Source organism: Arthrobacter liuii (assembly GCF_014639275.1).
In the GTDB taxonomy this organism is placed as follows: domain Bacteria; phylum Actinomycetota; class Actinomycetes; order Actinomycetales; family Micrococcaceae; genus Arthrobacter; species Arthrobacter liuii.
Genome location: NZ_BMFW01000049.1, coordinates 1 through 18,764, shown reverse-complemented (window position 1 = coordinate 18,764; position 18,764 = coordinate 1). Strand labels below are relative to the sequence as shown.

Genomic DNA, 18,764 nt, shown 5'->3' with positions numbered 1-18,764 from the left:
CCGCGAAACTCAACCGCCGTCCCCGGCCCACCCTGAACCTCGAGACCCCAGCCAACCGGCTGAACCAGCTGCTGCTGCAAACAGCGGCCTAAACCCCTGCGTTGCACTGACTAGTTGACTTTGCCCGGGGGCAGACTGCCGTGAACTGCCATCTCGCGTGGTGACTTAATGCTCAGTTGCCTTCTCGGCCGCCTGGACGGGTACTTCCTTGCCGTCGCAGTCGATGAGCTTGCCGTTCTCGAACCGGTCACCTTCTGCCAGGCACCGGAGGTCCTCTGCCTTGACCAGCCGCTCGGTGCCGGCCACGAATACAGACTGGTTGTCCGAGTTTCCGGCCCGGAGGTGGTTGAACAGCAGGTTCAGCAGGATGGCCATGACGGCTGCTGAGCTGATGCCGGAGTGGAAGATGGTGCCGAACCAGGACGGGAACTGGTCGTAGAACGAGGGGGCGGCGATGGGGATCATCCCGAAGCCGATGGAGGCGGCCACCACGATCAGGTTCATGTTGTTCTTGTAGTCCACCTTGGACAGGGTCCGGATGCCGCTGGCGGCCACCGTTCCAAAGAGGACGACGCCGGCACCGCCCAGGACGGGCGTCGGCACCGCTGCGACCACGCGGCCCAGGACGGGCAGCAGGCCAAGGACCACCAGGATGACGCCGCCGGCGCTGACCACGAACCGGCTCTTGACCCCGGTGATGGCCACCAGGCCGACGTTTTGCGCGAAGGCGCTCTGGGTGAAGGAGTTGAAGAGCGGGGAGACGGCGCTGGAGAGCATGTCAGCCCGCAGGCCGTTTCCAATCCGCTTGGAGTCCACCTTGGTTCCCACGATCTCGCCCACCGCAATGATGTCCGCGGAGGTCTCGGTGAGGGTGACCAGGATGACGATCAGCATGGAGATGATTGCGGCCAGCTCAAACGTGGGCGGCCCGAACGCGAAGGGGGTGGGGAAGGCGACGATCTCGCCCTGGCCCACCTTGGAGAAATCGGCCATTCCAAAGACGACGGCAATCAGCGTGCCCAAAACCATGGCCAGCAGGATGGACAGCCTCGAAATGGCGGCGCTGCCCACCTTGCTGAGGAGCAGGACGATGCCCATAGTGGCGGCCGCCAGGCAGATGTTGGCCACGCTGCCGTAGTTGGGGGCCTTGTTGTTCCCGCCCATGGCCCAGTTGGCGGCGACCGGCATCAGCGTCAGGCCGATGGTGGTGATCACGGTCCCGGTGACGACCGGCGGGAAGAACCGGATGATCTTCGAGAACAGCGGCGTGATCAGCAGGCCGATCAGGGACGCTGCAATCACCGAGCCGAAGACGGCCTGGATCCCGCCGCCGCCGTGGACGATCGCCACCATCGTGGAGACGCCGGCGAAGGACACGCCCTGGACCAGCGGCAGCTGTGAGCCGAAGAAGGGGATGCCGACGGTCTGCAGGATGGTGGCCAGGCCGCCGACGAAGAGGCATGCTGCAATGAGCAGGCCGATGTCCTGGGAGTTCATCCCTGCGGCTGCACCGATGATCAGGGGAGGGGCAATAATGCCGCCATACATGGTCAGGACGTGCTGGAAGCCGTAGGCAAACGTGCTTCCAATCGGCAGGCGCTGGTCCTCGGGGCGGGTTGGCCGTGCGCCTTTTGTGGCGGCTGCAGGGCGCAGTTTCTTCTTGGTGTTCATGGCAGACTTCCTTGGTTCATGGCAGACGTCATCGTCTGGCTAACGTTGTCTGGCTAACAGGTGAAGCTGTGGGTGGTTCCGGCGGGCCCAACCACCGGAGGTTGAGCCCGCCGAAACCCTGCGATGGGGCTTAGCAGAAGCCGGCGATGCCGGACCACGCAGCCGGGGCCGCCGCAGCATCGTCGCGCTGGACGGTGGCCTCGATCAGGCCGTACGGGCGATCGGCCGCGTAGAAGACCTCGTTGGGGTTGTCGAGGCCGAACGGCGAGAGATCCACCAGGAAGTGGTGCTTGTTGGGCATGGAGAACTTGATCTCGTCAATTTCGCTGTGCGCCTCAAGCACCTTTGTCCCCATGTCGAACAGCGTCTGCTGCAGGGCATGGGAGTACTTCTCCGTGAAGCCTTCGAGCAGCAGGCCCTTGACGTCGTCGTAGCTCTTGTTGAAGTCAAGGGTGCTGAAGTCGGTGCCGGTCTTGAACCGCCAGCGGGCCGAGACATCCGTGGCGAGGATGCGGTCGGTGGTCTCGGGCAGCGTGGTGTAGCGGTCCCGGGGATAGCCGACAAAGCCGGACTGGGTGGACTTGAGGACGGTCAGGTCCTTGAGTCCTGAGATCAGGTGGCTGGTGGCCCCGTCGCGGACCAGGACCGCGGTCCGGACTTCCTGGCCGTTCCGGACGAATGAGTGGTCGTGTTCGCTGCCGTGGGCCTGGATCCGGTTCCAGGCGTAGGACTCGGCTTCCCAGCGGCCGCCGTTGACCCAGTCGAAGCTGGAGGTGAAGTGTTCACCGAGGCGCAGGAGGAACTGTTCCGGCGAACCGATGCCTTCACGGGCGAAGGCGTAGATGGTGTTCTTCTGGGTATCCGTAGCCACGACGTGGGCGTTGTCGCCCTCGAGGTGGGCCGCGGCAAAGTCGCCCCGCAGCTGCGAGGTGACGTTCAGGTCCTCGATTTCGTGGCGGGTGGTGTCGCGGGTGATCTTGACGACGCGCACTTCTGCCTTGCCGTACTGGTTTTCGCCGAGGATGATCTTGCTGCTCATGGTCTGTTCCCAACTTCCGGTAAGTGGAACCTAGGTTCCATCACTGAAATTAAGCGCGCGTTTCATGCGCGTTTCCGATGGAGCCGACCCAACAAAAAAGAGCCGGCATCCGTTGATGCCAGCTCATTACGACCCTGCCTGCTGCTCCCAGGTTACGTGACGTGCGCCACGAGTTGCATACCAGCGTACCCCTCGAGGGCGGTGGTGTACATCACACCGTGAAAATTCGTTTTGTGACCGGCGCGCGCGGGGAGCGGAAGCATCCGGGCTATTGACCCACCGGCGTGCTCCTCCTAGACTTTCATAAAGCAGAAGTAAATTCTCGCATTACGAAATAAGGAGGCTTCGATGGACCAGCAGGACACCCCTTCCGCGCCGGCGGCGCCGGCCGAGGGAACTGCCGCACCGGAGTTCTACCTCCCGCTCGGCGGTGGGATCGACCCGGACCTGTACGTGCCCGGGGATCGCCGTCATTCCACGGGCCGCTTCTCCCGGTGGATCCATTCCCTGCCTGTCTTCGGGGGCCGTGCGTCCCGCCCGTGAATAGTGGGGCCTGACCTGATGCGAGTACCCGGCCGGCGAAAGCGCGTGCGCTGCACAGTTAAAGGCGAGTAGCCGCTACTCGCGACTGCCCGTGGCAATTCTCCTAACCTGACACCTAGACAGCCGACCGTGACGTGGGCGCCCCGTCCATGGTCCGGCCAGCGCCGCTTCGTGCCGGGAGGACTGCCATGCGACGAGCCACAGCCCGTTTGCTGCAGTTACTGTGCTGCCTTCTGGTCCTGGCTGGGCTGTCGGGCAGCGCCATGCGTATGCAGGTTCCCGTTGAGGCCCCTTCGCCGGACCAGGCGAACGAAGGAAGTGCGGCAACGTCCAGTGATGACCCGTTATCCGCACCGCTTTCGGACTCCAAGGCAGATGCTCCCCCGCAGCAGCCCCCAGCGGTGGGTGAGCCCGATGCTCCCAAGCCGGCAGGGCAGGCCGCAGCTGTAGGGGGTGAGCCCCTCAAAGGCACGCCCGTGGCGGAAAGCAAGGCCGCTGCTCCGTCAGGTCCCCCGGGTCCTTGGCAGCTGGTATTCGACGAGGAATTCGACGTCCTGGACCCTGCGGTCTGGACACCCTACTGGTTCCGTGATTGCCATCCCGATTCGAAGAAAAACGGAGTCAAAACGTGCTCAAGCAACGTCAGCGTGGTGAACGGTGAGGCACGTCTCCAGCTTTCCGATCCCGGTTCCGGCGCACTGCTCTCCACCAATCCCAAGGACGGCGTCCCGGGGCATGTGGGCTTCGAATACACCACAGGATACGTTGAGGCCAGGATCTATTTCCCGGGGACATGCTCGGGCGGCATAGACAACTGGCCCGCCTGGTGGACCACCGGCCAAAAGTTTCCCGCGAACGGCGAGATCGACATCGCTGAACCGCTCAAGGGGACCATGAGCACCGTGTACCACTCTCCTGCCGGCCATCCCGCCAAGTGGTTCACAGGGTGCTACGCCGGAGGTTTCCATACCTACGGGGTGCATCGCAAGGCTGGGAGCAATGACATTTACTTCGACGGCAAGCTCGAATTCTCGTACCCCACAAGCGACGGGAATGCTCCCCACTACTTGATCCTGAACGTGGGCCTCTGGGGAGACCGCCAGACTCTCGGGCCGGAGGGCGCCGTCCGGGTGGACTGGGTGCGGGCGTGGAAGTAGCCGGCGGGGGCCTCAGGAACCGGCCCGTCCCTTCCACTGCTTGCCCGCCCAGGGGTCATAGTCCGCGATGAGCTCCTCCTGCGGCGGCCGTTTGGCCTCAGGCACATGCTGCAGGTTCACCCGTACCCGGTACCAGAGCGAGCTGGATCCGCGCATCCCGTCGACCAGGACATCGGCGGGCTGCAGGGACGTCACGACGGCGGGGTGCCGGGTCCTCCATTCATCGAGCGCCGCGAGGGCTTCCGGCTTGGTCCTGGTGCGGGCCACTTCGATGAGCGGCATCAGCGACTGACGGCGGCCCGATCCATTGCCGCTGCGCGGGGCCTTCTCCGCCGGGCCGAGCTTTTCGGCCAGGGCGAGGAGGCCGTCGAGCCTGCCCACGGCGCCGTCGATGCCGGCGTGTGGGTCCCCAATCGCGGTGTACCGCTCCAGGACCGTGGGCACGGTGAATTGTTCCGGCCGGGCTTTCCGCATCTCCTCCCAGGTGAGCGGTGTTGAGACGCGGGCATCGGGCAGGGGCCTGACGGAGTATGCGGAGGCCACCGTGCGGTCCTTGGCGTTCTGGTTGAAGTCCACGAACACACTCTCGCCGCGCTCCTCTTTCCACCAGCGTGCGGTGGCCAGGCCCGGAGCGCGGTTTTCCACCTCCCGCGCCAGGGTTTCGGCAGCGAGCCGGACATCCCGGTAGGACCACTGCGGGGCGATGCGCACCAGGATATGCAGCCCCCGCGAGCCGCTTGTCTTTGGCCATCCAACCAGGCCCACATCGTCCAGGACCTCCTGCGCCACGTACGCGACGTCCACGATCTGCGACCAGTCCACTCCCGGCATCGGGTCAAGGTCCACGCGGAGCTCGTCCGGGTGCTCAAGGTCTTCCGCGCGCACCGGATGCGGATTCAGGTCCAGGCAGCCGAGGTTGATGACCCAGGCCAGGCCGGCGGCGTCGCGGATCACAGCCTCCTCCGCGGAGGTCCCGGATGCGTAATGCAGCGTGGTGGTGTCGATGAAGGGCGGGTGGTTTTCCGGCACGCGTTTCTGGAAGAACGGTTCCGCGTCGATGCCCTTCGGGAACCGCTTGAGGACCATGGGCCGGCCTCCGGCGCCCCGCAGCGCTCCGTCCGCCACCGCCAGGTAGTACCGCACCAGGTCGAGCTTGGTCAGCCCGGGCTCCGGGAAGACCACCTTGTCCGGGCTGGAGATCGGCACTTCGATTCCATCGATATCGAGAACCTCTGGCGGCGTCTTTGGCGGAGTCATGGCGCCACGCTAGCAGTTGGCGGGTTGCGCGTCAGCAGTTCACCAGCCTGTGCGCGGCCGCAGAGTGTTCCGCGATGAGCCCGGCCACGTCCAGCCCCGGAATCCGGCCGTCCACCACCCGCCACCGACCGCCCACCATCACGCGGTCGGCCCGGTCCGCTGCGCACAGGAGGAGGGCGGCGATGGGGTCGTGGCTGCCGGAAAACCGCAGGTCGTCCAGCTTGAACAATGCCAGGTCTGCCTGCATGCCGGGCGCCAGCTGGCCCAGCCCTGACCGGCCAAGGACGGCGGCCGATCCGCGGGTGGCCCAGCCCAGCGCCCGCTCCACCGGCACGTCGGCCCCGTACCGCAGCCGCTGCAGATAGAGGGCCTGCCGCGCTTCCAGGATCATGTTCGAAGCATCGTTCGACGCCGAGCCGTCCACTCCCAGCCCCACGGGGACTCCGGCATCCTCCAGTTCCAAGACGCGGGCGGTGCCTGAGGCGAGTCTCATGTTGGAGGTGGGGCAATGCGCGACGGCGGTCCCGGCCGTGCCCAGGCGGGTGACCTCGGCGTCGCTGAAGTGGATGCCGTGCCCCAGCCAGGTGCGGTCCGTCAGCCAGCCCACGCTGTCCAGGTAGTCCACCGTCCGCAGCCCGAAGCGTTTCCGGCAGAAGGCCTCCTCGTCCAGGGTTTCGGCCAGGTGGGTGTGCAGCCGCACGTCCAACCGTTCGGCGAGGGCTGCGCTTTCAGCCATGATCTCCGTGGTCACCGAGAACGGCGAGCACGGAGCCAGGGCAACCTGGATCACCGCGTCTTCGCCGCGCTCGTGGTACCGGCCGACCAGCCGCTCGCTGTCCGCCAACACCACCTCCGGAGCCTGGACCGTGGACTGTGGCGGCAGGCCGCCGTCGTCCGTTCCCAGCGTCATGGAACCGCGGGTGAGCGTGGCGCGCATGCCTAGGCGGCGCACCGCCTCCACCTCGATATCGATTGCATCCTCAAGCCCCGCGGGGAAGAGGTAGTGATGGTCGGCGGCCGTGGTGCAGCCGGAGAGCAGCAGTTCGGCCAGGGCAACAGTGGCCGCGAGTTCCAGGTCCTTCGGCGTCAGCCGGGCCCACACCGGATAAAGGTTCTGCAGCCACGGAAACAGCGGGGCATTGGCCACAGGCCCCCAGGCGCGGGTGAGGGTTTGGTAGAAGTGGTGGTGCGTATTGATGAGGCCGGGAAGCAGGACGTGGCTGCCGGCGTCGAACGTTTCCGTGCAGGGCGCGGCAGGTTGCTGCCCTGCTGCCAGGACTTCGGTGATCACGCCGTCGCTGACCACCAGGCCACCTGATGCGTCGAGGTCATTGGCGGTGAAGGCCGCCAGTGGGTGCCGGATCCAAAGGCGTGCGGCGGGTGTGGTGGGCGGCGTCATGGCTGGTCCTTTTCTGAGCGCTGTTGGGTTCAATCCAGCTCAGTGCGGCCCTGTCTGCTGATCCAGGTGCCCGCGGCGACGGCTCCTGAAAGGAGAAAGGGGCCGCGGGTCCGATGACAGTAGCCAGCCCCGACGCCACGCGTCAATGCCGGCGGAATGTGACCGGCGGCCCGGGGAGTGCCCGGTGAAGAACCCGAAACATCGATTTCACATAGCGAAATTAAACTTCCAGAAGACTATGGCGCGGACCACAAACCGGTGCTAATCTCGATTCTGCCAAAGGCGGGCACCCGGACTCCGGGAAGCTATCTACCAGGCGCAACTTAACCTTCACAGCACATGCTGAAGCCTGGTAACCGTTCGCACCTGGTTCTACTGGTCCTGCACGGCAACAGGCTTCCCGGCAAAAGGAAGTCGCATCATGAGTACCACCGTCACGGCCGAACAGTTTTTGGCCCGCTCCATCCGGCTGGCAACGGCCAACGTCCTGAACAGCGGGGGCCCCTTCGGCGCCATGATCGTCACGTCGGACGGGCAAACGTTCGACGGCGTCAACCGCGTCACTGCGGACAACGATCCCACTGCCCACGCCGAAGTCACGGCCATTCGCACCGCCTGCCGCGAACTGGGCACCTTCGACCTGAGCGGCGCAGTCCTCTACACCAGTTGCGAGCCGTGCCCCATGTGCCTGGCCTCTGCGCTCTGGGCCCGGGTGGGCCGCGTGGTCTACGCCGCGGACCGGCACGACGCGGCCTCCGTCGGCTTTGACGATGCCCTGTTCTACGATTACTTCGAAAACCAGGACCGGGACTCCCTGATGCCGGTATCCAAGCTGGCGCTGGGCGATCCCCAGGCCCCGGCCCCGCTGGAGCCGTTCAACACCTGGAACACGCTCGAATCCAGGATCGACTACTAGGCGGCCGGGATGACCATCCTGGACCAATCCCACGAGGAGCATCCGGCTTCAAGTACCCCCGCCACGCGGCAGGCCCCACGCACTCCCAAACTGCCGGCGTCGGACTCCTTCCTTGACCGCTTCTTCCAGATCACCCGGCGCGGCTCCACCCTTGCCCGGGAATTCCGCGGCGGCCTGGTCACCTTCTTCACCATGGCGTACATCGTCATCCTCAACCCCCTCATCCTCGGCGGGTTCAGTGCGGACAACGCCCCCACGGACGTCGCCGGCGGCTGGCTCTCCGCCGCACAGGTGGGCGCCGTCACCGGCCTCACCGCCGGCGTCATGACCATCCTGTTCGGCCTCATCGCCAACCTGCCGTTCGGCCTCGCGGCAGGACTCGGCATCAACTCCTTCCTGGCCGTCTCGGTGATCCACGAGGTCACCTGGCCCGAGGCCATGGGGCTGGTGGTCATCAACGGCATCCTGATCGTCCTGTTCGGCGTCACCGGCGCCCGGACCGCAATCTTCAGGGCCGTGCCCAAGGAACTCAAGGCCGCCATCACCGTGGGCATCGGCCTGTTCATCGCCTTCATCGGCTTCGTTGACTCCGGCTTCGTCCGGCCCACCACCGGCGGGCCGCCAGTCCAACTGGGCGACGGCGGCTCCATCACCTCCGTGCCCACCCTCGTGTTCGTCGTCGGACTCCTGGCCATGGGCATCCTGGTGGCGCGCAAGGTCCAGGGCGGCCTGCTCATCGGCATCGTCGGCACCACCGTGCTGGCTGCCGTCGTCGAAGCCGTCCTGAAGCTCGGCCCTGCCAGCACCACCAACCCCGGCGGCTGGCACCTGAACACCCCCGTCCTGTCCGGCCAGCTGGTATCGGCCCCCGACCTGGGCCTGGTGGGCCACTTCGACCTCTTGGGTTCGTTCAGCCGGATCGGCGGACTCGCGGCCACCATGCTGGTGTTCACGCTGGTGTTCACCAACTTCTTCGACGCCATGGGCACCATGACCGGGCTGGCCAAAAGCGCCGGCGTCGCCCACAAGGACGGCACGTTCCCGCGGCTGAAATCCGCCTTCATCGTCGAAGGCTTCGGGGCCGTGGCGGGCGGGGCAACCTCCGGTTCGTCCAACACGGTGTACATCGACTCCGCGGCAGGGATCGGCGAAGGCGCGCGGACCGGCCTGGCTTCGGTGGTCACCGGCCTGCTGTTTCTCGGCTCGATGTTCCTCACCCCGCTCACCAGCGTGGTGCCGCTCGAGGTGGCCGCCGCCGCGCTGGTGGTGGTGGGCGCCATGATGATGGCCCAGATCCGCGAGATCAAGTTCAGCAAGTTCACCGTGGCGCTGCCGGCATTCCTCACCATCGTGACCATGCCGCTGAGCTACTCGATCGCCAACGGCATCGGTGTGGGCTTCGTGAGCTGGGCCGTCATTGGGGCGGCCTCCGGCAAGGCGAGGAAGATCCATCCGCTGATGTGGGTGGTAAGCGCCGGCTTCCTGGTGTACTTCGCCCGCGGGCCGATCAACGCCCTGCTGGGCGGCTGACCGTTCCCACCAGGGGCCGGGCCAACCCTTGGCCCGGCCCCTGGCAGGACAGACAATGGACACCACCGCTGCGGAAGAAGGAGTGCCGCCATGCTTGACCTGATCCCTTCACTGGGCCCGTGGATGCCCCGGCTCGAGGGCCAGCGGTTCGCCGTGGCCACGGTTGTGGCCGCCTCGGGTTCGGTGCCGCGCCCCGTGGGCACATCCATGCTGGTCACCGAATCCGGCGACGTGCTGGGCAGCCTCTCCGGCGGCTGCGTGGAGGGCGCCGTGGTGGCGCTCGCGGAAGAGGCAATGGACGACGGCGGCGCGCGCCGCAGGACCTTCGGCTTCAATTCCACGGATGCGTTCGCCGCCGGGCTCACCTGCGGGGGAGCACTGGACATCCAGATCCAACCGGTGCCGGCAGCTGTTACCGGTGAACCGGAGCAACCGCTCCGGGTGGCCGTCCGGCAACTCGCCGGCCTCGGCCACGACGAACCCGTGGCGCTGGTACGGCTGCTGGGCGCACCGGGCGGCGCCGCCGTCGTGTTCCTGGACCCGGTTCAACACCATGGACCGGCATCCCCGGAACTGGCCCCGCTGCTGCACGGGGAGTCCGCGCTTCGGGTGGAATCCATCCTGCGCAGCGGCGGCACCGGTCTGGTCCCGTTGGTGCAGGCAGGGGAATGCCTGCCGGACCGCGACGGCCACAGCCGGCATCCCGGGGAGCCCGCCGTCCTGGTGCAGTCCCGGCTGGCCCCGCCACGCATGCTGGTGTTCGGCGCCAACGATTTCGGCGCTGCGCTGGTCCCGGCCGGCAAACTGCTGGGTTACCACGTGACCCTCGTGGATGCTCGCCCGGCCTTCGCCAACCAGCCCCGGTTCGCGGCCGCCGATGAGGTAGTGACCGGCTGGCCGCACCGTTACCTGGCAGCGGAAGCGGCTGCCGGCCGCACGGACAGCCGCACCGTGGCGGCCGTCCTGACCCACGACCCGAAGTTCGATATACCGCTGCTGGAAACCGCACTGGCCCTGGACCTCGCCTACGTGGGCGCCATGGGATCCCGCCGGAGCCACCTCCAACGCGTTGGGGACCTCCTCCGCGCAGGCGTCCCGCCGGAGCGGATCGCCCAGCTGCACTCACCCATCGGCCTTGACCTCGGTGCCGTCACCCCCGCCGAAGTGGCAGTGTCCGTCACCGCGGAGCTGATCGCCGCCCACAGCCGCGCCGCCAGCTGCCGTCCGCTGCGGGAGACTTCCGGCACCATCCACCACCTTGCGCCCCCACCGGCGCCCACAGACTTTTCCAAGCAGGAGATCGCATGGACATGAACACTATCGAGGCGGTGGTTCGCACCACCGACCCCGCGGAATGGCGGGACGGCGACGCCTGGCTGGCAGGCGGCACCGTCCTCTTCTCTTACGGCAGCTACGCCTTCGGGCCGCGCCCGCTCACCCGGCTCCTGGACCTTGGCGACGCCGGCTGGACGCCCATTACCGTCATTGAGGACGGGATCGAGCTCGCCGCCACCTGCACCATCGCCGAGCTTTACAGCCTTCCCGATTCGGCGCAGGTGTCCGGCAAGAACTGGCCGGGGCTGGACCTGGTCCGGGCGTGCTGCGATTCCTTCGTGGCCTCGTTCAAGGTGTGGAACATGTCCACCGTGGGCGGCAACCTCTGCACATCCCTGCCCGCCGGTCCCGTCATCTCCCTCTGCGCCGGGTTGGACGGCACCGCCACCATCCTCGGCCCCGGCGGCACCAGCCGCAGCGTCCCGGTGACCGGCTTCGTCACCGGCGATGCTGCAAACTGCCTGGCACCCGGCGAACTGCTCCGCAGCGTCCACCTCCCGGCGTCGGCCCTTTCCTCCAGGGCGGCTTTCCGGCGCCTGTCGCTGAGCAACCTGGGCAGGTCCGGGGTGCTGCTCATCGGAAGGCTCGACGCCGGCACCTCCCTGGTGCTGACCGTCACCGCCGCCACCAGGCACCCGGTGCAGCTGCGCTTCGACGGATTGCCGGATGGGGAGCGGCTGGCGGCTGCCCTTGATGACAGCATCCCTGCCGGGCTTTACCACGATGACACCCACGGGCTGCCGGCCTGGCGCCGCGACATGACCTACCGGCTGGCCGAGGAAATCCGTGCCGAATTGGCTGCGCCGGCGGGCACCCCCGGACTGGCTGTGTCCGGGGATTTCTGGCCGCCGGCGGGCCGCGGCAGCAACACCCAGCAGGAAGGGGCCTGAGCATGGCCATCGAGATCAACGGAACGGCTGCCGACGCCGCTCCCCGCCCCGGCCAGTGCCTGCGCACCTTCGTGCGCGAGCAGGGAAACCTGGGGGTTAAGAAGGGCTGCGACGGCGGTGACTGCGGTGCCTGCACGGTGCACGTGGACGGCACCCCGGTCCATAGCTGCATCTACCCGGCGGTCCGTGCCGAAGGGCATGCAGTGACCACCGTCGAAGGACTCGCTTCTACCGCAGGCGGGGCTGGGTTGCACCCGGTGCAGCAGCAGTTCCTGGAACGGCAGGGCTTCCAGTGCGGATTCTGCACTGCGGGCATGGTGATGACCGCCGCCACCTTCAATGACGAGCAGAAGGAGAACCTGCCCCGGAACCTCAAAGGCAATCTCTGCCGGTGCACCGGCTACCGTGCCATCGCCGATGCAGTCTGCGGGGACGCCTGCCACCCGGATCCCGCAGGGGCGGGCTCGGGCACCGCAGGGGAGGGTCAGCCGGATCCCGAGCCCGGCCGGTTGGGCGACGATGTTCCGGCCCCGGCCAGCCGGGCGGTGGTGACAGGGTTGGCGCGCTACACCCTTGACCTTCCCGCAGACCAGCTGCAGGGCTTGCTGCACCTGAAGGTCCTGCGCTCGCCGCATGCCCACGCCCGCGTGGTGTCCATTGATACTGATGCTGCCCTGAAGATCCCCGGTGTGGTTGCCGTCTTCACCCACGAGGACTCACCAACCCAGCTGTTCTCCACCGCCCAGCACGAGCTGTTCACGGATGACCCGGATGACACCCGGGTGCTCGATGACGTAGTGCGGTTCGTCGGGCAGCGGGTGGCCGCCGTCGTGGCTGAATCCGTTGCTGCCGCCGAAGCCGGTGTCCGGGCGCTCCGGGTGGAGTACCAAGAAATTCCCGCTGTTTTCTCGCCCCAGGAAGCGCTGCTTCCCGGCGCACCGCAGGTCCACGGGGACAAAGACGCCGCCGGCTCGCGCATCTCGCAGCCAGACCGGAACGTGGTGGCTGAGCTCCATTCTGAGCTGGGGAGCGTGGCCGACGGCTTCGCTGCGGCGGACTTCATCCACGAACTGACCTACCGCACCCAGCGGGTGCAACACGTCGCCCTGGAAACCCACGCGGCCATCGCCACGGTAGACGACGACGGGCGGCTGCAGGTGCGCACGTCCAGCCAGGTCCCGTTCCTGGTCCGCCGCACGCTGTGCCGGGTGTTTGGCTTGGAAGAGGACCGCGTGCACGTGGTGGCAGGACGCGTGGGCGGCGGATTCGGCGGCAAGCAGGAAGTCCTCACAGAGGACCTCGTGGCGCTCGCTGCCTTGAAACTGAAGCGGCCGGTGCAGTTGGAACTGACCCGTACCGAACAGTTCACCGCCACCACCACCCGGCACCCCTTCACCATCAACCTGAAGGCCGGGGCCGCCAAGGACGGTCGGCTGACGGCTCTGGAACTGGACGTGGTGACCAACACCGGCGCCTATGGCAACCACGGACCCGGCGTGATGTTCCACGGCTGCGGGGAATCACTTGCGGTATACAAGTGCGCCAACAAGAAAGTGGACGCGCATTCGGTGTACACCAACACCGTCCCGGCCGGCGCGTTCCGCGGCTACGGACTCAGCCAGATGATCTTCGCGATCGAGTCCGCCATGGACGAGCTCGCTGCAGGCATCGGGATGGATCCGCTGGAGTTCCGCCGCCTGAACATGGTCCGGGAGGGCGACCGCATGCTGTCCACCCAGCCCCAGCCGGAGGAGGACGTGCACTACGGCAGCTACGGGCTTGACCAGTGCCTGGACCTGGTGCGGGACGCCCTGGACCGCGGCAAGGCCCGGTACCGGGAGGCTGGCCTTGATGACCCCGGGCCGGACTGGATGGTGGGCGAAGGAGCCGCCCTCTCCATGATCGACACCGTGCCGCCGCGCGGCCACTTTGCCCATTCCCGGCTCCGGCTCCTGGCAGACGGAACGTACCAGGCCGACGTCGGGACCGCCGAATTCGGCAACGGCACCACCACCGTCCATGCCCAGCTTGCCGCCACGGCACTGTCCACGGATGCCTCCCGGGTGGCGGTGCGGCAGTCGGACACGGACCTGGTGGAGCACGACACCGGCGCGTTCGGGTCCGCCGGAACCGTGGTGGCCGGCAAGGCCACGCTCGCGGCGGCGGAAGAGCTCGCGGTCCGCATCCGGGCCTTCGCCGCTGGGATCAGGCAGACCCAGGCCTCGGCCTGTGTCCTGGACGGTGACGCCGTGGTGGTCGACGGAACTCCCGTGGCACTGGCTGAACTGGCGCAGGCCGCTGCGGATGCCGGCGTCGAACTCGCTGCCGAAGGCCGCTGGGGCGGCACGCCGCGCTCCGTGGCGTTCAACGTGCACGGCTTCCGGGTGGCGGTGAACCGCGGCACCGGCGAGCTGAAGATCCTGCAGAGCGTGCAGGCCGCCGACGCCGGAGTGGTGGTCAACCCGCGCCAGTGCCGCGGACAGATCGAAGGCGGAATCGCCCAGGCCATTGGTGCCACGCTGTATGAGGAGGTGGTGGTGGACGACGCCGGGAAGGTCACCACGGACATCCTGCGGCAGTACCACATTCCTACTTTTGCGGACGTGCCGCGCAGCGAGGTGTACTTCGCGGACACCAACGACAAACTGGGGCCGCTCGGGGCCAAATCCATGAGCGAAAGCCCGTTCAACCCCGTGGCGCCGGCGCTTGCCAACGCCATCCGCAACGCCACCGGGGTGCGGTTCGCGTCGCTGCCCATCGCCCGGGACAAGATCTACCTTGGGCTGAAGGAAGCGGGGTTGGTGCCCAAGCTGGAACGCGTTCTTTCCTAGGCCCTGCGCGCAGGTCACAAAATGGCCCATGAGAGCAAGCCGCGGGGCGGATCTGACCGCGGGTTGCATCGTTGCATATAGTCGGAGGATGGAACAGCGGATTTTAGGCAAGACCGGACGGAACGTCTCCATCGTGGGGCTCGGTACCTGGCAGCTCGGCGCGGACTGGGGCAACGTGGACCCGGCACAGGCGCAGGCCATCCTCGAAGCCTCGGTGGAGTCCGGCGTCACCCTCTTCGACACCGCCGATGTATACGGCGACGGCAAGAGCGAACAGGCCATCGGGAAGTTCCTGAAGGACAACCCCGGCCTCGGCGTTACCGTGGCCACGAAGATGGGCCGCCGGATGGAACAGCGGCCGGACAACTACACCCTGGCCAACTTCCGCCAGTGGGTGGACCGTTCCAGGAAGAACCTCGGGACGGACACGCTGGACCTGGTCCAGCTGCACTGCCCGCCCACTCCCGTGTACAGCAACAACGAGGTGTACGACGCCCTGGACACCCTCGTCGCCGATGGCGCCATCCGCAACTACGGTGTCAGCGTGGAGCGGACGGACGAAGCCCTCGAAGCCATCCGCCACGAGGGGACCGCTTCCGTCCAGATCATCCTGAACGCCTTCCGGCTCAAGCCCCTGGACGAAGTCCTGCCGGCCGCCAAAGCCGCAGGCGTTGGCATCATTGCCCGCGTTCCGCTGGCATCGGGCCTGCTGTCCGGAAAGTACTCCAAGGACACCACGTTCGCAGAGAACGACCACCGAAACTACAACCGCAAGGGCGAGGCCTTCGACGTCGGGGAAACCTTCTCCGGCGTGGACTACGAGCTAGGCCTGAAAGCTGTGAAGGAGTTCGAGGGCCTGGTGCCGGAGGGCGCCACCACGGCACAAGCGGCCATCGCCTGGATCGCCGCGCAGGACGGCGTCACCACCGTCATTCCTGGCGCCCGCAACGTGGAGCAGGCACGTGCCAACGCCGCCGCGGCCACGGTCAGCATCGGCAAGGAGTTCGACGACGGCGTCCGCTGGATCTACGACCACTACTTCCGCGAGGCCATCCACCCGCGCTGGTAGGAGCTGGCGGGACTGCGCCATGAGCACCGGCATCACGGCGTTCGTTGAGCGGTTGGCGGCCGTGGAGCTGGGACCTGCCTGCACCAATTTCTTTAACCATGCAGTTCCGGAAAATGCTCTCCGCCGGAGCAACCTGGAGATATACCTGCAGGAGATGCTGGACCGTTCGCCGGAAGTGCTGCTGGTGGGGGAGGCGCCGGGCTTCAGGGGCATGCGTATAACCGGGGTGCCCTTCACCAACAGAGTCATCCTCGGGGGGCCCGCCAACAGCTTTGGGCTCTTCGGTCAGGGCAAGGGCTACGTGCTGCCGCCGGAAGCTGCCGGGGTTGCCGCCGAGCCGACTGCAACGGTGCTATGGCAGGTCCTTGCCGAGCTCGACTTCCTTCCGTTGCTGTGGAGTGCTTTTCCCTGGCATACGCATCAGCCAGGGAAACCGATGTCCAACCGCACGCCCAAGCCCTCCGAGACGACGCTCGGGACACCTTTCTGGCAGGAACTCGCGGAGCTGTTCGGCATCAGCTCCATCGTGGCGGTGGGGAATGTGGCCCAGCACAGTCTGCAGCGCGCTGGCCTGGATGTTCCGAAGATCCGGCATCCCGCCCACGGTGGCAGGTCCGGCTTCAAGCATGGGCTGGAGCAACTGCTGGAGCGTGGGATGCCGGCGTGAGCTGAGATCTTCACAGCCAGTCTTGATTGTCGTACCCCCTTGTCATGATGGGGTTATGGGGAAAGCGGCGGTGGTTAGGGCGTTTGGGGACATCAGGGCCGCTGTCGCTGTGCTTTATGCGGAGGTGGACGGGGCGGGTTCGGTGCCGTTTTCGGTGGGTGATCCGTTGGCTGGTTTGGCGGATGGGTGCCTGGACATCCTGGCGGGGGCGCGGGAGGCCGAGGCCGGGATTGCCGCGTTGAAGGCCAGGGCCGCGGTGAGGTACGCGGACACCGCCGGTGCTGTTGCTGGGCCGGATGCGCCGGTGCAGGCGCAGGAGATGGCGGTCGCGGCGGAGATCGGGTGTGTGCTGGCGTTGGGGCCGCGGGCGGCGGGCTCGTTCCTTGCCACCTCTTATGCTTTGGCAGGCTCGTTGCCGCGGACCCTGGCTGGGCTGCGGGCGGGGGTGTTGTCGTGGCAGCACGCCACCGTCATGGCCGATGAGGCTGCTTGCCTTGATGCTGCGGGTGCTGCGGCGTTGGAGGGGCATTTCCTTGACCCGGACGTTGTGAACCCGGCGCGNATCGAAACCCGGCACGTTCGGGGGGTGTTGGATCGGCGGGTGGAGTTCCGGCCGGACCAGGACGGGATGGCGTGGCTGTCCGCGTGCCTGCCGGCTGGCCAGGCGCTGGCGGGGTGGAACCGGCTCACCGCGATCTCCCGCGGTATGCAGGGAGCCGACGAGTTCCGCAGCATGCCGCAGCTGCGGGCCGACAACTTCGCCGACGCGGTTCTTGGCAGCAGCACCGCCTCCGGCAGCACTGCCTCCAGCAGCACTGCCTCCGGCCGCGCCAGCGGTGCGGGGCAGGGAGACTTGCCTTCGCCGATCCGGGCGCAGGTGCTGGTCACGGTCCCGGTGCACTCCCTGATGGGTTTGACGGATGAACCGGCGATGCTGGACGGGTACGGGCCCATTCCACCCTCAATGGCCCGGGACCTCGTGGCGGAGGGTGCGGGGTCGTTTTACCGGGTGTTGGTGGATCCGCGGGACGGCGCGCCGCTGGAGATCGGCCGGACGAGTTATCGGGTGACTGGTGCGATGAGGGCCTGGTTGCGGATGCGGGACGGAAAATGCCCGTTCCCGGGGTGCAGCAACAATTCGTTGGACAACGACGCCGACCATATCCTGGCCTGGGCCAAGGGCGGCACCACCGGAATCAGCAACTTGGGACAGCCCTGCCCGAAGCACCATAAACTCCGGCACAGCACCGGCTGGAAACCCACCCCGGCCACCAAAAACGAGCCGCCCGGCTGGATTTCAGCCACCGGCCGGCATTACCCAAGCGAACACCAGGACTGGGAACCAACCCACTGGCCAGAAGGACTGGGAGCGGGCAGTATCGACATCGTTCGCCCGGGCGGGTCCCCTTGGGAAGATGCCCTTGAGCGGTTCCTGCGCGCCCTCGCCTGACCATCCGCACGTGCAGGTGCAGATGCTGGTGCTGGTGCAGGTGCAGGTGCAGGTGCTGGTGCTGTTCGGGTTGCCAGTGGAGCCCGAGCGCTAGTGGAGCAGGCCCAGCTGGTCCGGCGTATCCACGTCTTCACCGGTGGACTGGTCGCTGCAGTCCACCTCATCCACAAGGTCCGGATGGCTCCGCAGGAAGCCGCGCGCCCCGGCGTCGCCCGTCACCGTTGCGCACACGGCTTCGCGCAGGGAGGTATCGATGAGCAGGGGGTGGCCGCGGTGGGGTGCCGCCCCGCCGCCGTCGCTGGAATCACGACGGCGGTACGCGGCTGCAGTGATGCGTCCCGGTTGGTGCCGTGCAAGCAGCCGTTCAACGGTTTCAGGTGTGAGCCCCGGCTGGTCCACGAGTGCGATCAGGAGATGGTCCGCCGCATCCGTGGCCTGGTCTCCGACCAGGAAAGAGCCGCCCATGCCCGTCTGCCACTTCGGGTTGTTTACCAACCGGAAGCGATCGAGAGTGGCAGCGGCCTGGACCTCTGACGCACCAGCGCCGAGGACCACCACCACCTCCCGGCAGCCGCCGTCGAGCAGCGTCGTGGCGACGGCCTCCACGAGTGGCCGTCCCCGGTATGGAAGCAGGGCCTTCGGGCCCAGGCCCAGGCGCGTGCCCGCTCCGGCGGCGAGGACAACGCCGGTGGTCGCGGTCCCCGCCGAGCCGGTCCCGTTACTGTTACCCATAGCTGCACCCTATGGGACTAACAGTCAGGCGTCTCCGCCCGCCCCGCCGGTGGTGCCGGCGTTGACGTCCAGAAGCTTGTACCGGTCCATGGCGTACGACGGCGCACCTTCCTCCACTTCACCCCTTGCCGCGAGCAGCTGCAGCACTTTCACCACGATGGAGTGGGTGTCGTTTTTGAAGTAGCGGCGGGCTGCTGCGCGGGTGTCGGAGAAGCCGAAGCCGTCGGCGCCGAGGGTGGCGTATTCGTTGGGGATGAATTGGCGGATTTGGTCGGGGA

Annotated in this window: 17 protein-coding genes; 11 read left to right on the top strand and 6 right to left on the bottom strand. The window is 67.0% G+C overall.

Annotated features, from left to right (window positions below; translation table 11 throughout):
- Positions 1–165: 165 nt before the first annotated feature.
- Positions 166–1,671, bottom strand: a complete 1,506-nt coding sequence (locus tag IEW19_RS22190) for a nucleobase:cation symporter-2 family protein (RefSeq protein ID WP_188573725.1) — start codon at positions 1,669–1,671, stop codon at positions 166–168.
- A gap of 130 nt (positions 1,672–1,801) precedes the next feature.
- Positions 1,802–2,710: a factor-independent urate hydroxylase gene (gene pucL / locus IEW19_RS22185; RefSeq protein WP_188573724.1), complete on the bottom strand. Its 909-nt coding sequence runs from the start codon at positions 2,708–2,710 to the stop codon at positions 1,802–1,804.
- Between the two features lie 348 nt (positions 2,711–3,058).
- Between pucL and IEW19_RS22180 the strand changes: the two genes are divergently transcribed.
- Positions 3,059–3,253 carry a hypothetical protein gene (locus tag IEW19_RS22180; RefSeq protein WP_188573723.1) on the top strand — a complete coding sequence of 65 codons (195 nt, stop codon included), beginning with the start codon at positions 3,059–3,061 and terminating at the stop codon, positions 3,251–3,253.
- A gap of 188 nt (positions 3,254–3,441) precedes the next feature.
- The gene (locus tag IEW19_RS22175) at positions 3,442–4,410 is read left to right on the top strand and encodes a glycoside hydrolase family 16 protein (RefSeq protein ID WP_188573722.1); all 969 of its coding nucleotides are present in this window, start codon (positions 3,442–3,444) and stop codon (positions 4,408–4,410) included.
- Between the two features lie 12 nt (positions 4,411–4,422).
- On the opposite strand, the gene ligD is transcribed toward IEW19_RS22175, so the two are convergent.
- Together ligD and IEW19_RS22165 are read right to left on the bottom strand one after the other, a co-directional pair.
- Positions 4,423–5,667 (bottom strand): non-homologous end-joining DNA ligase, encoded by a 1,245-nt coding sequence (gene ligD / locus IEW19_RS22170; protein WP_188573721.1) that lies wholly within the window; start codon positions 5,665–5,667, stop codon positions 4,423–4,425.
- Between the two features lie 31 nt (positions 5,668–5,698).
- On the bottom strand, positions 5,699–7,066 hold the full coding sequence (locus IEW19_RS22165; RefSeq protein ID WP_188573720.1) for an 8-oxoguanine deaminase: 1,368 nt from the start codon (positions 7,064–7,066) through the stop codon (positions 5,699–5,701).
- 421 nt (positions 7,067–7,487) lie between these two features.
- Between IEW19_RS22165 and IEW19_RS22160 the strand changes: the two genes are divergently transcribed.
- From IEW19_RS22160 to IEW19_RS24030, 9 genes are all read left to right on the top strand, one after another.
- The gene (locus IEW19_RS22160; protein ID WP_188573719.1) at positions 7,488–7,982 is read left to right on the top strand and encodes a nucleoside deaminase; all 495 of its coding nucleotides are present in this window, start codon (positions 7,488–7,490) and stop codon (positions 7,980–7,982) included.
- Positions 7,983–7,991: 9 nt separating this feature from the next.
- Positions 7,992–9,512 (top strand): NCS2 family permease, encoded by a 1,521-nt coding sequence (locus tag IEW19_RS22155; RefSeq protein ID WP_188573718.1) that lies wholly within the window; start codon positions 7,992–7,994, stop codon positions 9,510–9,512.
- A gap of 90 nt (positions 9,513–9,602) precedes the next feature.
- Entirely contained in the window at positions 9,603–10,826 is a 1,224-nt protein-coding gene (locus IEW19_RS22150) for an XdhC family protein (RefSeq protein ID WP_188573717.1), read from the top strand.
- The gene (locus tag IEW19_RS22145) at positions 10,817–11,737 is read left to right on the top strand and encodes an FAD binding domain-containing protein (protein WP_188573716.1); all 921 of its coding nucleotides are present in this window, start codon (positions 10,817–10,819) and stop codon (positions 11,735–11,737) included. Before IEW19_RS22150 ends, IEW19_RS22145 begins: the two co-directional genes overlap by 10 nt.
- 2 nt (positions 11,738–11,739) lie before the next feature.
- A complete protein-coding gene (locus IEW19_RS22140; protein ID WP_188573715.1) occupies positions 11,740–14,568 on the top strand; it encodes a molybdopterin-dependent oxidoreductase in 2,829 nt (942 codons plus the stop codon).
- A gap of 88 nt (positions 14,569–14,656) precedes the next feature.
- Positions 14,657–15,637 (top strand): aldo/keto reductase, encoded by a 981-nt coding sequence (locus IEW19_RS22135; RefSeq protein ID WP_188573714.1) that lies wholly within the window; start codon positions 14,657–14,659, stop codon positions 15,635–15,637.
- Between the two features lie 19 nt (positions 15,638–15,656).
- On the top strand, positions 15,657–16,304 hold the full coding sequence (locus IEW19_RS22130; RefSeq protein ID WP_188573713.1) for a uracil-DNA glycosylase: 648 nt from the start codon (positions 15,657–15,659) through the stop codon (positions 16,302–16,304).
- Between the two features lie 55 nt (positions 16,305–16,359).
- Positions 16,360–17,754 carry an HNH endonuclease signature motif containing protein gene (locus tag IEW19_RS22125; RefSeq protein WP_188573712.1) on the top strand — a complete coding sequence of 465 codons (1,395 nt, stop codon included), beginning with the start codon at positions 16,360–16,362 and terminating at the stop codon, positions 17,752–17,754.
- On the top strand, positions 17,726–17,848 hold the full coding sequence (locus tag IEW19_RS24030) for a hypothetical protein (protein ID WP_268236327.1): 123 nt from the start codon (positions 17,726–17,728) through the stop codon (positions 17,846–17,848). The genes IEW19_RS22125 and IEW19_RS24030 overlap by 29 nt, the downstream gene beginning before the upstream one ends.
- On the opposite strand, the gene nboR is transcribed toward IEW19_RS24030, so the two are convergent.
- Together nboR and IEW19_RS22115 are read right to left on the bottom strand one after the other, a co-directional pair.
- Complete coding sequence (nboR, locus tag IEW19_RS22120; protein WP_188573711.1) at positions 17,845–18,486, bottom strand: nicotine blue oxidoreductase; 642 nt, start codon at positions 18,484–18,486, stop codon at positions 17,845–17,847. The genes IEW19_RS24030 and nboR overlap by 4 nt on opposite strands.
- A 24-nt stretch (positions 18,487–18,510) precedes the next feature.
- A partial coding sequence (locus tag IEW19_RS22115) for a hypothetical protein (RefSeq protein ID WP_188573710.1) occupies positions 18,511–18,764 on the bottom strand: 254 nt, incomplete at its 5' end.